At 73.7% G+C, this 13,633-nt stretch carries 14 protein-coding genes and 1 pseudogene; 4 read left to right on the plus strand and 11 right to left on the minus strand.

What is annotated here, in order from left to right; genetic code table 11:
* Window positions 1–64 precede the first annotated feature (64 nt).
* The 3 genes from E2C05_RS11610 to E2C05_RS11620 all read left to right on the plus strand — a co-directional run bounded on the left by E2C05_RS11610 (window position 65) and on the right by E2C05_RS11620 (window position 4,167).
* Window positions 65–1,963 (plus strand): TRAP transporter permease, encoded by a 1,899-nt coding sequence (locus tag E2C05_RS11610; protein ID WP_133219794.1) that lies wholly within the window; start codon window positions 65–67, stop codon window positions 1,961–1,963.
* A 23-nt stretch (window positions 1,964–1,986) separates the two neighbouring features.
* A complete protein-coding gene (locus E2C05_RS11615) occupies window positions 1,987–3,009 on the plus strand; it encodes an amino acid ABC transporter substrate-binding protein (RefSeq protein ID WP_133219795.1) in 1,023 nt (340 codons plus the stop codon).
* A gap of 138 nt (window positions 3,010–3,147) precedes the next feature.
* The gene (locus tag E2C05_RS11620) at window positions 3,148–4,167 is read left to right on the plus strand and encodes an amino acid ABC transporter substrate-binding protein (RefSeq protein WP_133219796.1); all 1,020 of its coding nucleotides are present in this window, start codon (window positions 3,148–3,150) and stop codon (window positions 4,165–4,167) included.
* A gap of 115 nt (window positions 4,168–4,282) precedes the next feature.
* Here the strand turns inward: E2C05_RS11620 and E2C05_RS11625 are convergent, their stop codons facing one another.
* Together E2C05_RS11625 and E2C05_RS11630 are read right to left on the minus strand one after the other, a co-directional pair.
* On the minus strand, window positions 4,283–5,065 hold the full coding sequence (locus E2C05_RS11625; protein ID WP_133219797.1) for an SDR family NAD(P)-dependent oxidoreductase: 783 nt from the start codon (window positions 5,063–5,065) through the stop codon (window positions 4,283–4,285).
* 15 nt (window positions 5,066–5,080) lie between these two features.
* Window positions 5,081–6,097, minus strand: a complete 1,017-nt coding sequence (locus E2C05_RS11630; protein ID WP_133219798.1) for a lysine-2,3-aminomutase-like protein — start codon at window positions 6,095–6,097, stop codon at window positions 5,081–5,083.
* Between the two features lie 86 nt (window positions 6,098–6,183).
* On the opposite strand from E2C05_RS11630, the gene epmA reads away from it, so the two are divergent.
* Entirely contained in the window at window positions 6,184–7,227 is a 1,044-nt protein-coding gene (gene epmA / locus E2C05_RS11635) for an EF-P lysine aminoacylase EpmA (protein WP_133219799.1), read from the plus strand.
* Between the two features lie 370 nt (window positions 7,228–7,597).
* Here the strand turns inward: epmA and E2C05_RS11640 are convergent, their stop codons facing one another.
* The 9 genes and pseudogenes from E2C05_RS11640 to E2C05_RS32945 all read right to left on the minus strand — a co-directional run.
* Window positions 7,598–7,897 (minus strand): DUF2171 domain-containing protein, encoded by a 300-nt coding sequence (locus tag E2C05_RS11640; RefSeq protein WP_200306664.1) that lies wholly within the window; start codon window positions 7,895–7,897, stop codon window positions 7,598–7,600.
* Window positions 7,898–7,949: 52 nt separating this feature from the next.
* Window positions 7,950–8,672, minus strand: coding sequence for an FkbM family methyltransferase (locus E2C05_RS11645; protein WP_133219800.1), 723 nt, complete (start codon window positions 8,670–8,672; stop codon window positions 7,950–7,952).
* 53 nt (window positions 8,673–8,725) lie between these two features.
* Window positions 8,726–9,607 (minus strand): PhzF family phenazine biosynthesis protein, encoded by an 882-nt coding sequence (locus tag E2C05_RS11650; RefSeq protein ID WP_133219801.1) that lies wholly within the window; start codon window positions 9,605–9,607, stop codon window positions 8,726–8,728.
* Window positions 9,597–10,016 carry a bleomycin resistance protein gene (locus E2C05_RS11655; protein ID WP_133219802.1) on the minus strand — a complete coding sequence of 140 codons (420 nt, stop codon included), beginning with the start codon at window positions 10,014–10,016 and terminating at the stop codon, window positions 9,597–9,599. The genes E2C05_RS11650 and E2C05_RS11655 overlap by 11 nt, the downstream gene beginning before the upstream one ends.
* A complete protein-coding gene (gene thiE, locus E2C05_RS11660; protein ID WP_133219803.1) occupies window positions 10,016–10,642 on the minus strand; it encodes a thiamine phosphate synthase in 627 nt (208 codons plus the stop codon). Before thiE ends, E2C05_RS11655 begins: the two co-directional genes overlap by 1 nt.
* Window positions 10,643–10,681: 39 nt before the next feature.
* Window positions 10,682–11,038 (minus strand): DUF4345 family protein, encoded by a 357-nt coding sequence (locus E2C05_RS11665; RefSeq protein ID WP_133219804.1) that lies wholly within the window; start codon window positions 11,036–11,038, stop codon window positions 10,682–10,684.
* A 66-nt stretch (window positions 11,039–11,104) separates the two neighbouring features.
* On the minus strand, window positions 11,105–11,974 hold the full coding sequence (locus E2C05_RS11670) for an ADP-ribosylglycohydrolase family protein (protein ID WP_133219805.1): 870 nt from the start codon (window positions 11,972–11,974) through the stop codon (window positions 11,105–11,107).
* Window positions 11,975–12,269: 295 nt separating this feature from the next.
* A complete protein-coding gene (locus E2C05_RS11675) occupies window positions 12,270–13,190 on the minus strand; it encodes a class I fructose-bisphosphate aldolase (RefSeq protein WP_133219806.1) in 921 nt (306 codons plus the stop codon).
* 193 nt (window positions 13,191–13,383) lie between these two features.
* A pseudogene (locus E2C05_RS32945) lies at window positions 13,384–13,633 on the minus strand (hypothetical protein); the annotation flags it as partial.

The following is a 13,633-nucleotide window of genomic DNA, read 5'->3' on the forward strand; positions in this document are numbered from 1 at the left end:
CTCTCGCGCTCTCCCCGCCAAGGGCCGAAGGGCCCCTGGACTCCTCGAGCCTGCGGGACCGACGATGCGTGACCTGGCCCCGCCGCTGAAGCTTGCCCTGACGCTGTGGCTCGCCGCCGCGGCCGGCATCCATCTCTATTTCGGCGGCTTCGGCTTCCCCGAGCCCATCACCATGCGCGGCTTCCACCTGCTGGTCTTCGTGCCGCCGCTCTTCCTGCTCTACCCCGCCCGCGCCGCCGCGCCCCGGCACCGGCCGAGCATCCCCGACTGGCTCTGGGCCGCCGCCGCCGCCGCGCCGCATGCCTGGGTAATGGCGAACTGGGCCGCCGTCTCCGACCGCATGGAATACGTGGATCCCTTCACGCCCACCATGGTCGTGCTGGCGGTGCTGGCGATCGTGACATTGCTGGAGGCGACGCGCCGCGCGGTCGAGGTCGGGCTCGCCTGGATGATCATCATCTCCCTCGCCTACATGCAGTGGGGCCACTGGCTGCCGGGCGTGCTCAACACGCGGAATTTCGCGCCGGCGGAAATCCTGGAGGCGTCCTGGCTGGTCCCCACCGCCGGCGGCGTCTACGGCCCGCTGACCGGCATCGTCGCCACCACCATCGCCGTCTTCATCGTCTTCGGCGCCTTCATGCAGGGCAGCGGCACCGGGCGGCTGTTCAGCAACCTCGGCGCCGCCGCCGCCGGGCGCTTCAGCGGCGGGCCGGCCAAGGTCGCCGTCATCACCTCCGGCCTGTTCGGGACGATGAGCGGGTCCTCCGTCTCCAACGTCATCACGACAGGCGCCATGACCATCCCGCTGATGCAGCGCATCGGCTACCGCCCCGCCGTCGCCGGCGGGATCGAGAGCGCGGCCAGCGTCGGCGGCGCGCTGATGCCGCCGGTGATGGGCGCCGCCGCCTTCGTGATGGCGGAGATCACCGGCATCCCCTACGCCCAGATCGTGGTCGCCGCGGCGCTCGGCGCCGTCCTCTACTACTTCGCCATCCTGGTCGCGGTGCATGTCGAGGCGAAGAAGGCCGGCATGGCGCCCATGGCCGCCGCCGACATCCCGGCCTGGCGGGAGGTGGCGCAGGACGCCCACCTCATCATCCCCATCGCCGTGCTGGTCTGGCTGATGACCGAGCGCTGGAGCGGCAATTTCGCCGCCTTCTGCGCCACGGTCGCCATGGTCGGCATCGCCTTCCTGCGGGCCCGCACCCGCATGTCCTGGCGCGCCATCCTCGACAGCCTGGCCAGTGCCGGGCTGACCATGGCGCCGCTCGCCGTCTCCATCGCCGGCGCCGGCATCGTCGTCTCGGCGCTGACCGCGACGGGGATGGTCGTGGCGCTGGGCGGCATCATCAAGGACCTGGCGGCGGGCAGCTTCCCGCTGCTGCTGCTGCTGCTGGCCGTGACCGTCCTCGTGCTCGGCATGGGTCTGCCGACCACGCCCAGCTACATCATCGCCGCCGCCATCGGCGTGCCGCAGATCCTCGACCTCGGCTCCAAGGCGCTCGGCGTCCCGCCCGGGGACCTGCTGCTGCCGGCGCATCTCTTCATCTTCTACTTCGCCGTGCTGGCCGATGCCTCGCCGCCTGTCGCCGCCGCCGCCTTCGCCGCGGCGGCCATCGCCAAGGCGTCGCCGCTGGTCACCAGCCTGCATGCCACCCGCCTCGGCATCGCCGGCTTCACCGTGGGCTTCGCCTTCCTCTACGACCCCGGGATCATGCTGCGCGGATCGCTGGCGGACATCCTGCTGGCCACCGGCATCCAGGTGGCGGCGCTGACCGCGCTCTGCGCCGCCTATGCCGGCTTCCTGCTGCGGCCCATGGGCGTGCCGGCCCGGCTGCTGCTGGCCGCCGCCGGGCTGGCGGCCGCCTTCTGGCACGACATTCCCGATCTTCTCCGCCTTGTGGTCGCCGCCGGCGCGCTGGCGGTGGTAGCCGGCGCCCACCTGGCCGCGCGGAGGACGTGACGGCCGGGCAGGGGAGAACCGCCATGCGCCCGATCATCGCCGCCGCCGCCCTCATCCTCGCCGCGGGAGGGGCGCTGGCCCAGCCCGTCGCCCCCGGCCCGACCTTGGCCGCCGTCCGCGCCAAGGGCGTGCTGGATTGCGGGGCGCATCCCGGCGCCCCCGGCTTCGGTGCCACCGACAGCCAGGGCGTCTATCGCGGGCTGGAAGCCGATATCTGCCGCGCCATGGCCGCCGCCATCCTCGGCGATCCCGCGAAGGTCCGCTTCACGGTGCTGACCAGCCAGGCGCGGCTGCCCGCCCTGCAATCCGGCCAGATCGACGTGCTGCCGCGCACCACCACCTGGACCCAGACGCGCGACACCGCCAACGGGCTGAACTTCACCGCCGTCACCTTCTTCGACGGCCAGGGCTTCCTGGTGCGCAAGGCCAGCGGCGCGCAGCGCGCGAAGGACCTGGACAATGCGACGATCTGCGTCACCTCCGGCACCACCAACGAGCTGAACCTGACCGACTGGGGCCGCAGCACCGGCATCCGCTTCCAGCCCGTGGTGTTCGAGCAGCCGACCGAGACGGTGAACGCCTACGAGAATGGCCGCTGCGACGCGCTGTCCACCGATGCCAGCCAGCTGGCCGGCATCCGCACCGGCCTCGGGCGCCCCGACGACCATGTGGTGCTGCCCGACATCATCTCGAAGGAACCGCTGGCGCCCTCCGTCCGGCATGGCGACGACCAGTGGTTCGACATCATCCGCTGGACGATCTTCGCGCTGGTCGGCGCGGAGGAGCTTGGCATCACCCAGGCGAATGCCGAGGCGATGCTGAAAAGCCCGAACCCGGAGATCCGCCGCCTGCTGGGGGAGGCCGGCGACCATGGCCCGCTGATGGGCCTCGACAGGCGCTGGGCCTACAACGCCATCCGCGCGGCGGGGAATTACGGCGAGATCTTCGACCGCAACCTGGGCCAGGCCAGCCCGCTGAAGCTGCCGCGCGGGGTGAACGACCTGTGGACGCGCGGCGGGCTGATGTACGGGATGCCGGTCCGGTAGCATGGGGGAGGGCGCTGCCCTTTCCAGGCAATACACTCAGGCCGGGGTCCGGGGCCTCCCCTGAAGCCCTGGCGGAGAGAGCGCGAGGGATCGGACGCACTGCGTCCGACGAGCCTCCCTCGCTTGCGGAGGTGTGGAATGCTGCGTGCGTTGACGATCATGGTGCTTCTCGCCGGCACGGCGCTGGCACAGACCGCCCCGCCCGGCCCCACGCTGGGCGCGGTGCGGGCCCGCGGCGCGCTGTCCTGCGGCATCTCCACCGGCGACCCGGCCTGGAGCCAGCCGGACAGCCGCGGCGTCTGGCAGGGGATGGATGCCGATCTCTGCCGCGCCGTCGCCGCCGCGGTGCTCGGCAGCCCGGACCGGCTGGTCTGGCAGCACCTCACCGGCCAGAACCGCTTCCCCGCTTTGGTCACCGGCCAGGTGGAGATGCTGGCGCGCACCACCACCTGGACCTTCCTGCGCGACGCGCAGCTTGGCCTGAACTTCACCGCGCCCAACTTCTTCGACGGCCAGGGCTTCCTGGTGAAGGCGGAGGCCGGCATCACCGCCGCGAAGCAACTCGATGGCGCCACCATCTGCTTCGTCTCCGCCAGCACGCATGAGCTGAACCTGGCGGACTGGACGCGCACCCAGGGCATCCGCTTCACGCCGGTGATCTTCGCCGACAAGGACGAGGCGCGGCGCGCCTACGAAGCCAATCGCTGCGACAGCTACACCGGCGATGCCAGCCAGCTTGCCGCCATCCGCGCCGCCTTCCCCGACCCCAAGGCGCATGTCCTGCTGCCCGACCGCATCAGCAAGGAGCCCTATGCGCCGGCGGTGAAGCAGGGCGACGACCAGTGGTTCGACATCGTCCGCTACATCGTCTTCGGCCTGGTGGAGGCGGAGGAGCTGGGCATCACCCGCGCCAATGCCGACCGCATGCTGGCCGAGAGCCAGAGCCCGGCGGTGCAGCGCCTGCTGGGCAGGACGGGCGACCTGGGGCCGGCGGTGGGGCTCGACCGCGCCTGGCTGCTGAACGCCATCAAGGCCGTGGGCAACTACGGCGAGGTCTATGACCGCCATCTCGGCAAGGACAGCGCCGTGCAGCTGCCGCGCGGGCTGAACGACCTCTGGACCCGCGGCGGGCTGATGATCGCGCCGCCCATGCGGTAGCGCTTTGAGGAGGGCTCTGCCCTCCTCAAGCTCCTCCCGCCCGGGACCCCATCGACGATGCGCGGCATCGTCGATGGGACCCGCATCGGCCGAAGGGCCCTTGGAACCCTCGAGTCTACAGGTTCCGCCGCGCCTGACGTAGCGTCGGCAGGCCGATGCCGGCGGCGTCGAAGCCGCCATCCACCGCAATCTCCTGCCCGGTCAGGTAGCTGGCGCGGTCGGAGCAGAGGAAGACGATCACCTCCGCCAGCTCCGTCTCCAGCCCGTAGCGGTTCAGCGGGATGGCGTCGTGGTAGTCGCGGCGGATCTCCGGCGTGTGCACCGCCTTGGCCATCGCCGTGTCCACCGGCCCCGGCGCCACGGCATTGACCCGGATGCCGAGCGCGCCGAGTTCCACCGCCTGCTGCTTCGTCAGATGCGCCAGCGCCGCCTTGCTGGTGCCATAGGCCACCCGCAGCGTGGATGCGCGCAGGCCCGAGATGGAGGTCACGTTCACCACCGCGCCGCCGCCATGCTCCGCCATCAGCGGCGCCGCCGCCTGGGTGCAGAGGAAGGGCCCGGTCAGGTTCACCGACAGCACGCGGTTCCACTCCTCCGGCGTCGTCTCCAGGATCGGCTTGAAGACCGCGGTGCCGGCATTGTTCACCAGCGCGTCCAGCCGGCCGAAATGGCGCGCGGCGCGCTGGATGGCGGGGAAGACCTCGGCCGCCACGGCGACGTCGCAGGGCAGCGCCAGCGTCGCGTCCGGCGCCGCCAGCGCGGCCATGGCCTGGTCCAGCAGCGCCGCATCCACCTCCAGCAGGGCGACGCGCCAGCCTTCCGCCAGGAAGCGCCGCACGGTGGCGAGGCCGATGCCGCGGCCCGCGCCGGTGACCAGGGCGACCTTGCTGCTGCTCATCGCTGGTTCCTTCCCTCAGCCCGCGCCCGGGCTGAATTCCGGCCCCAGCGGCACCTTGCCGCCGCCCGCCGGCCGTTCCTGCACATAGGTCGGCCAGGCCAGCCCCGTTACCCGCCCGCGCAGCGCGCGCAGCAGGGCGCGGCCGTCCTCGACCGGCACGGCGAAGCGCGCGGTGCCGGGCGCCGGATCCAGCTGGTGCAGGTAGTAGGGCTTCACGCGGGCCCGCAGCATGGCGCGGAACAGGTCCTCCAGCGCCGCGGCGCTGTCGTTCACGCCGCGCAGCAATACGCTCTGCCCCAGCAGCACCGCGCCGGCGCGCTGCAGCCGCGCCAGCGCCGCGATGGCGGCCGGGGTGAATTCCCGCGCATGGTTGGCATGCACGCAGAGATACAGCGGCTTGCCCCGCTCCTGTGCCGTCTCCAGCGCCGCCGCCAGCGCCTCGGTCACCAGGTCCGGCGCTGCCACCGGCACGCGCGAATGCACCCGCAGCAGCTCGATATGCGGCAGCGCCGCCAGCCGGCCGAGCATCCCGCCCAGCCGCCGCGGCGAGAGCATCAGCGGGTCGCCGCCGGTCAGGATCGCCTCCCGCACCTGCGGCGTGCGGGCGAACCAGGCGAGCGCCGCGTCCAGCTCCGCCCCGGTCAGCAGCCCGCCATCCGGCCCCACCGCCTCCCGCCGGAAGCAGAAGCGGCAATAGACCGGGCAGGCCAGCAGCGGCTTCAGCAGGGCACGGTCGGGGTAGCGGTGGACCACGCCCTTCACCGGGGTGAAGGGGGCATCGGCGGTCGGGTCGGCCAGCTCATGCGGGGCGGTGTGCAGTTCCGCCGCGTCGGGCAGGTATTGCCGGGCGATCGGGTCGGCCGGGTCGGCCGGGTCGATCAGCGCCGCCACCGCCGGCGTGACGGCGATGCTGTAGCGCGCCGCCACCGCCTCGGCGCCCGGCACGGCGCCGGCCGGCAGCAGCCCGGCGGCGGCCAGGTCGCGCGGCGTCTTCAGGGTGCGGGCGGGCAGGGGCGGGGCGCCGTCGGGCATGGTGGCCGGGGGTATAGGGCAGGGCGGCGGCCACCGGAACCGCGGCCGGACTGTCCCCGGCGCCATCCTCCGTGCCAGAACGCCGCATGGCCCCCACCCCCGCCTGGCACCCCGAGAGCCTCGCCGCCCGCCTGCCCTTCCTGGAACGCCGCGCCGCGCTGACGGCGGCGACGCGCGCCTTCTTCGCCGCCCGCGGCTACCGGGAGGTCGAGACGCCCTGCCTCGTTCCGGTGCCGGGCATGGAAGTGCATCTGCACGCCTTCCGCAGCGAATACGTCCCGCATCTCGGCGCCGGGACGCGGCGGGCGCTGTGGCTGCGGACCTCGCCGGAACTGGCGCTGAAGCGGCTGCTGGTGGCGGGGGCCGGCCCGGTCTTCGAACTCGCCCGCGTCTGGCGCAACGGGGAGGCGGGGCCGCGCCACGCCCCCGAATTCACCATGCTGGAATGGTACCGCCCGGGCCTGTCGCTGGACGGGCTGATGGACGAGGCGGAGGAGTTCGTCCGCGCAGCCTGCCCGCCGCGCGTCGCCCATGCCGGCGTCGCCACCGACCTGACGCTGCCCTTCGAGCGCCTGACCATGGCGGAAGCTTTTTCCCGCTGGTGCAACGGCATGGACCTGCTGGCGACCGTCACGCCGGAGGGCCAGGGCGATGCCGCCGCGCTGCGCGCCGCCGCCGCCGCCATCGGCCTTCCGGCGCGACCGGACGAGGGGTGGGAGGACCTGTTCTTCCGCCTGCTGCTGGACCGGGTGGAGCCGCGGCTGGGCCGCGACCGCGCGACCTTCCTGACGCATTGGCCGGCGCCGCAGGCCGCGCTGGCCCGCCGCGACCCCGCCGATCCGCGCGCCGCGCTGCGCTTCGAGCTGTTCGCCGCCGGGCTGGAACTGGCCAATGCCTTCGACGAGCTGACCGACCCCGCCGAGCAGCGCGCCCGCTTCAAGGCGGATGTCGCGGAGCGCCGGGCCCGCTACGGCGCCGAGGGCTGGGACGTGGACGAGGATTTCCTCGCCGCGCTCGGGCATGGCATGCCGGCCGGCAGCGGCATCGCGCTGGGCTTCGATCGCCTGGCCATGCTGGCCGCCGGCGCCCGCCGCATCGACGACGTGCTCTGGCTGCCCTTCGCCCCGTGATGGCACCCGCGGGCAATCGAGGATGCTGGTGCCGGGATCGGCTCCGCCCGGCTCGCCGGCGGCGGCCGCTCCGGCCATGCGTCGCGCCCAGGCCCGGCTTGCCGGATTTTGCCCGTGTCCGGGCGACCTGATCCGGGCACCCGGACAGGTCCGGCAGGCCGAGGCCGAAGGCTGCGCCCGCGTCCCGATCGGCGCGCCGCGGTGTTCGCGTCCGACCGCAATCCGCTGCCGCGCCGGCCGCGAGCGCGCCGCGGACCGCGCCAGGCCCTGGAGCGGTTCCCGTTCGCCATGGCTCACGGCAACCGCTCCAGTCTTTTGACTCTACGAGCATCTTCACCCGATCAGGTGGGTCCACCTGATCGGGATCCGCTCAGGCCCCGGAGTCCGCGCCCGGCATGGGGTCGAGGCTGGCGCGGCGCTGCACCTCGTCCTCGTCCAGCGCCGCCTCCTCCGCCTGCGCCGCGGGCACGGACAGCCGCACCCGCCCGCCATCCAGCCCCGCCACCAGTGCCATCGGCAGCCAGCGGTGCCGCCCGCCCGCGGCCGCGTCGCTGCGCGTCAGCTTGATGAGCGCCCCGTCCAGGTGATCCACCGTGCCGACCGGGTTGCCATCGCTGCCGACCACGGGCATCCGCGCCTCGATCTCCATCTGCTCGCTGCCGCCGGTCATCCCCTGCCTCCCCCCGAGCCGTCGGGGGCAAACGGCGCCGCGGCGGGGCGGTTCAGCGCGCTTCCGCCGCCCGCAGCGCCGCCAGCATCGCCGCCGCCTGCTCTCGCGGCAGGAAGTAGAACACGAAGACATAGGGGTCGGAGGCCTCGAACACCGCCGGGTTCGGGCTGGCCCGCTGCATCGTCGCGCGGTCGAAGCCGGCCATCGGCCGCCAGTCGCCCCAGAATTCCCAGAAGGCGTCGTAGCCCAGCGCGTCCAGATAGGCGGGCACCGCCCAGGTGGAGCCGGCGCGGTGCCGCTCCTCGATCTCGATCGAGAGGATGGGGCGGCAGCGCAGCAGCGTCTCCCGCGCGCCGCGCAGCACCTCGTATTCCGCGCCCTCGGCATCCAGCTTCACCGCCGTCAGGTCGCCGAGGCCGAAGCCGTCCAGCCGCCGCAGCGGCACCGCCACGCGCTGCTCGCCGACGCGCGGATCGAGCCCGGCATAGCCCTTGGCCGTGCTCGCCCATTGCTCCTGCGGCACGCCGTCCAGCACGGGCATGGTCAGCGTCACCTCGCCCTCGGCATCGCCGAGCGCTTCCGGCCGCAGCGTCACATTGGGCAGGCCGCCGGCCGCCGCCGCCAGCCTGGCATGCGCCGCCGGCAGCGGCTCGAAGGCCAGCACGCGGCTGCCCGGCAGCGCCGCGAAGGGCAGGGTGAAGGCGCCGTCATGCGCGCCCACGTCCAGCAGCAGGCCGGGGCGGTGCAGCACGGTGTGAAAGCCGAGTTCGTCCATTCCGACCTCCGCCGGGCGAGGGTTCCGCGGCGTCCGCGCATCCCCGGCCCGCGTCAAACCTCCATCCAGCCGGTCGAGACCGCGACCACGCCGCCGCCGACGGCGGCGCGGATCGCCCCGGCATCGTCGCGCCAGGCGCGCACCGCCAGGCCCGAGGGCCGGCCCATCTCGATGCCCTGCTCGACCTCCAGCGCCAGCCTGTCGCCGCCGCCCGCCTGCAGCAGCAGCCCGGCCAGGCCGACATTGGCGCTGCCCGTCGCCGGGTCCTCCGGCACGCCGACCAGCGGCCCGAACATCCGCGCCCGGCGCCGCCCATCCGGCAGCGCCACATGCAGGTGGATGCCGACGCAGAGGCTCTCCGGCAGATGCCGTCGGAAGGCGGCGGTGTCGGGCGTCGCCGCCGCCAGCGCCGCCAGGTCGGCCAGTTCGGCGAAGGCCATGCTGTTGCCGCAGCCGCCCACCACCGGCGGATGCGTCGCGGTCAGCACCGCCGCCTCCGGCAGGCCGAGGCAGGCCGCCACCGCCGCCGGCGCCAGGTCCGCCGTGGTGGCGAAGGGCAGCGGCGCCGTGATCTCCGCCCCCACGACCAGCCCCGCCGCGTCGCGGCTCAGCCGCGCCTCCACCCGCCCCGCCTTCTGGTCCAGCGCCAGCCGGTCGCCGGTGACCAGCAGGCGCCGCGCCAGCATCACGGCCGTGCCGACATTGGGATGCCCGGCGAAGGGGATCTCGGCGCCCGGGACGAAGATGCGGATGCGCGCCGCCGCGCCCTCCGCGTCGGGCGGCAGGACGAAGACGGTCTCGGAGAGGTTGAACTCCCGCGCCACCCGCTGCATCGCCGCGCCGTCCAGCGCGCTGCCGCCATGCACGATGGCCAGCGGGTTGCCGCCGAAGCGCGTGTCGGTGAAGACGTCGCAGGTCTCGAACTCAAGCCGCATCGGGGAGCCTTTCCGAGAAGCGCAGGAGGTAGCCGTCCGGATCCTGCACCAGGAATTGCCGCACCGTTACGCCGGTATCGCCGACCCGGTATGTCCTCTCCTCGGGCGGCAGGAAAAGTGGCCAGCCCGCCGCATCCAGCGCCCTGAGGATCGCGGCGATGTCGTCCACCGCGATCTCGAAATTCACGTGGCGTCCGAAGGGCGCCTCGGTCGGCGCTACCTCCCAGCGATGCGGCCGGCCCTTCGGAAGCTCGTCGAGCATGATGCGGGCGCCGTCACGGCCGATGCAGGCGAAGCCCTCCTCCGGCCGGTCGTACAGCACCCGGAAGCCGCAGGGGCCGCACCAGAAGGCGAGGCTGCTGCCGATCTCCGTCACCATCAACTCCGGCACCAGGACCGGGTCCCGCATCACGCCGCCGCCGCGATGGCGGCGTTCATCGCCCGCACGCCGGCCACCGGGCCGTCCGGGTGGTTCCAGACCGCGCCGACCACGGCCAGGAAATCCGCCCCCGCCCGGACCAGCGGCGCGCAATTCTCCGCGGTGATGCCGCCGATGGCGACGCAGGGGATCTCGGCGATCTCCGACCACCATTCCAGCAGGTCGGTCGTGGCGCGGAACTTCGCGTCCTTGGTGCTGGTCGGGAAGAAGGCGCCGAAGGCGACATAGTCCGCGCCCATCTCGCCCGCCAGCATCGCCAGGTGGCGGCTGTCATGGCAGGTGATGCCGAGGATCTTCCCGGAGAGCAGCATGCGCGCCCCGGCATGGTCGCCATCCTGCTGGCCGAGATGCACGCCGTCGCAGCCCAGCTCGGCGGCCAGGATGGCGTCGTCGTTCAAGATGAAGGCGACGTCGCGCGCCTGGGCGATGGGCCTCAGCGCCTCGACCGCGCGCTTCACCGCGTCCCGCGGCGCATCCTTCAGGCGAAGCTGCAGGCAGGCGACGTCGCCCGCGTCGAGCGCCGCGGCGAGCTGGTCCGCGAAGCCCCCGGGCAGGACGGGCGGGGTGATGAGGTAGAGGCGGCAGGGATCGTCCATCCCGCCCAGATGCCGTGCCCCGCCCGGTTTGGGAAGCGCTCAGCGCGCCGCCCTGGCCCAGAGCCATAGGCCGGGCACCACGCCGAGTTCCATGCCGAGCGCGAGGACATGCGGCCGGGGCGGCACCCCTTCCAGCATCAGGCCGAGCAGCCGGGCGGCGCCGCCCAGCGCCACCAGGCCGCAGAGCGCGGTGAACACCGCGCCCCGCCGCCGCAGGTCCCCGGCGCACCAGGCGGCGACCAGCCCGAGGCCGAGCAGCAGCCCCGACAGGTAGCGCAGATGGCTGCCGGTCGCCGGCCCCGCCGCCTCCCCGAGGAAGCCGGCGCCGGTGAGGGCGCCGGCGCCGCCGGCGAGGATGGGGACGAGGGCGGCGAGCCGGATGGCGAGGGGCAGCATGCCGGCGTTACGCGCGCCGCCCCCCGCCGGATGCGCCCCTGCGTCGGCCCGGGGCTGCGCGCGGCGTCAGCCGCCCGGCCCCGCCGCGACCGCCGGTGCGTCGAAGGCCTCCGCCAGCCGGCGGTCCAGCGCCGCCAGGAAGGACCGGCCATAGGGCCCGTCCTCCAGCCCCGCCACCAGCGCCGGCGGCAGGTCGCGCGCGAAGCCCGGGGAGACCGCGGCCGCGGCCATGGCGATGGCGGCCACCGTGTCGGTGTCGCCGCCGCGCGCCACCGTCAGCACCAGCACCTCCGCCAGGCTGCGCGCATCCAGCAGCACGCCGAGCGCGGCGCGGGCGATCTCCTCGCCCTTCGGCCCGGCATGGCGGCGATGCGGCCGCCGCCAGTCCACCGCCGGCACCTGCGCCGCCAGGTAATCGGGCAGTTCCGCGACCGGCCCGAGGCCGCGAAGCCGGTGATGCACCATCAGCGCCGCGCCCTGCGCCGCGCCGGTGCCGCCCGGGCTGTCATGGGTGATGCGGGCCTGCGCCGCGGCCATCGCCAGCACCGCCCCGGCCGAGCCCAGCAGGCCGACCGGGCCGGCGCGCATGGCCGCGCCGCTCTTGTCGCTGGTCGGGCGCAGGCGGGCGATCAGGTCGGCGCCATCCGTCGCCGCCCCCAGCACCTGGCGGAAGCCGACCGCATACCCAAGCCGCGGGTCGCGCCTGAAGGCGCCGAGGATGCCGGCGGCGAAGCCGAGCGCCGAGGTGGCGCCGGCCAGCAGGCATTCCGCGACGGCGATGCTGCACTGGGTGTCGTCGGTGTAGTCGCCGGGATGCTTGCCGCTGTGGCGGGTGTGCGGGACGTAGCGGCTGGCATCGTTCGGCCGGTCCGGGCCGGGCGGCGCGTATTCGAAGCCGGCGCCATAGGCATCGGCGATGGCGATTTCGAGGAGCATGGAAGGCCCGTGGAACTTGGCGGCCCTGGCTGGCCGCGCGAGGCGAAGGCTGCGGGGTGCGTCCGGTTGGTGTGCGCCGACCCGCCGTGCCCGCCACGGCGCGTCAGCGCCCGGTCAGGCACCCCGCCCCGGCCGCCACGGGACCCGGCGGCAGGCCGTCCGAAACCATCGTCCCCTGCATGGCGGCGTCCATGCCTGCCGTCCTACGCCAGTCGTATCCGCAACGAAACCGCCCGGTGCAGGAATGGCCGGCGGGACCGCCGGCCATTCCCGAAGTCCCGAAGGCCGGCCTCGGTCAGGCGGCCGCCTTGTAAACGTCGATGATGGCGCCCAGCAGGTTCAGCGCATCCTGCTTCGGCCGCTGGAAGGCGTTGCGGCCCATGATGGAGCCGTTGCCGCCTGCGGCATGGATCGCCCGCACTTCCTTCAGGATGTCGTCGGTCGCCTTCGCCTCGCCGCCCGAGAACACCACCAGCCGCCGCCCGCCGAAGCAGGCATCGACCACATGCTTGAAGCGGGCGACCGGGTCGTTCACGTCCACCGGGTACTTGGCGTAAGTGCTCTTCGCCGCGTCCAGGCTGATGGCGCTGGTCGGCGGCTTCACCTTGATGATGTGGGCGCCGATCAGCGCCGCCATGTGCGCGGCATAGGCGCAGATGTCGAGCGCGGTCTCGCCCGTCTTGTCCAGCATCGGGCCGCGCGGATAGCTCCAGACCACCACGGCGAGGCCGGCGGCCTTGGCCTCCTCGGCCAGCTCGCGCAGCTCCTCGATCATCTCGAACTGGTACTCGGAGGACGGGTAGATGGTGAACCCGATCGCCGAGCAGCCGAGCCGCAGCGCGTCGGAGACGCTGCCGGTGACGCCCTGGTCCTTCAGCGTGGACAGGCTGTTGGAGGAGTTGACCTTCAGGATGGTCGGGATGGCGCCGGCGAAGGTGGCGGCGCCGGCCTCGATCATGCCGAGCGGCGCGGCATAGGCGTTCAGCCCCGCCTCGATCGCCAGCTCGAACATGTAGCGCGGGTCATAGCCGGCCGGGTTGGGCGCGAAGCTGCGGGCCGGGCCGTGCTCGAAGCCCTGGTCCACCGGCAGGATCACCATGCGGCCGGTGCCGCCCAGCTTCCCTTCCATCAGGATGCGGGCGAGGTTCGCCTTGGTGCCGGGGTTGTCGCTCTCGTACCAGGAGAGGATCTCTTTCACCTTCGGCGTCAACTGCATGGGTTTGCCCTTTCGTGGCGTCCGGTCCGCGACAGCGCGCCCCAAAGGGGGTTCGCGCCCAGGAAACCTCGGCACGCGCACCGCCCGGGGTTCGCGCCCGAAACCGACAAGGCCGCCCGGTCGGCGCCCCGCGGAACGGGAACGCCCGGCCTGGCCGCTCGGCCGGGCGATGTAGCGCGGGGTTGCCGCGATGTCACCCGGCGCCGGCCAGCCAGGCCGCCAGCCGCGCCCGGGCCGCCGGCCGCCGCAGATCAAGCGCCCCGAGGTCGAGCGCCGGCGGCCTTGCCGGCCGCAGCCGCGCGCCGAGCGCCGCCGCCACCGCGGCGACCTGGCCGAAGGCCGGGCAGCCCGGGTCCAGCACCACCTCCGCCACGCCCGAGCGCAGCGCCAGCAGCGCCGGGCCGGGCGCATCGGCGCAGTCCAGCACCGCCCGGTGGATCACA

This window comes from Paracraurococcus ruber, from assembly GCF_004353985.1.
Lineage (GTDB): Bacteria > Pseudomonadota > Alphaproteobacteria > Acetobacterales > Acetobacteraceae > Paracraurococcus > Paracraurococcus ruber.

Bases quoted from the DNA above. Each gene is read 5' to 3' on its own strand.
- E2C05_RS11655 (WP_133219802.1), bottom strand. From the start codon at position 10,016: ATGCGGGACCCGGTCCTGGTGCCGGAGTTGATGGTGACGGAGATCGGC.
- E2C05_RS11625 (WP_133219797.1), bottom strand. From the start codon at position 5,065: ATGAGCAGCAGCAAGGTCGCCCTGGTCACCGGCGCGGGCCGCGGCATC.
- E2C05_RS11610 (WP_133219794.1), top strand. From the start codon at position 65: ATGCGTGACCTGGCCCCGCCGCTGAAGCTTGCCCTGACGCTGTGGCTC.
- E2C05_RS11620 (WP_133219796.1), top strand. From the start codon at position 3,148: ATGCTGCGTGCGTTGACGATCATGGTGCTTCTCGCCGGCACGGCGCTG.
- epmA (WP_133219799.1), top strand. From the start codon at position 6,184: ATGGCCCCCACCCCCGCCTGGCACCCCGAGAGCCTCGCCGCCCGCCTG.
- thiE (WP_133219803.1), bottom strand. From the start codon at position 10,642: ATGGACGATCCCTGCCGCCTCTACCTCATCACCCCGCCCGTCCTGCCC.
- E2C05_RS11650 (WP_133219801.1), bottom strand. From the start codon at position 9,607: ATGCGGCTTGAGTTCGAGACCTGCGACGTCTTCACCGACACGCGCTTC.
- E2C05_RS11645 (WP_133219800.1), bottom strand. From the start codon at position 8,672: ATGGACGAACTCGGCTTTCACACCGTGCTGCACCGCCCCGGCCTGCTG.
- E2C05_RS11615 (WP_133219795.1), top strand. From the start codon at position 1,987: ATGCGCCCGATCATCGCCGCCGCCGCCCTCATCCTCGCCGCGGGAGGG.
- E2C05_RS11665 (WP_133219804.1), bottom strand. From the start codon at position 11,038: ATGCTGCCCCTCGCCATCCGGCTCGCCGCCCTCGTCCCCATCCTCGCC.
- E2C05_RS11630 (WP_133219798.1), bottom strand. From the start codon at position 6,097: ATGCCCGACGGCGCCCCGCCCCTGCCCGCCCGCACCCTGAAGACGCCG.
- E2C05_RS11670 (WP_133219805.1), bottom strand. From the start codon at position 11,974: ATGCTCCTCGAAATCGCCATCGCCGATGCCTATGGCGCCGGCTTCGAA.
- E2C05_RS11640 (WP_200306664.1), bottom strand. From the start codon at position 7,897: ATGACCGGCGGCAGCGAGCAGATGGAGATCGAGGCGCGGATGCCCGTG.
- E2C05_RS11675 (WP_133219806.1), bottom strand. From the start codon at position 13,190: ATGCAGTTGACGCCGAAGGTGAAAGAGATCCTCTCCTGGTACGAGAGC.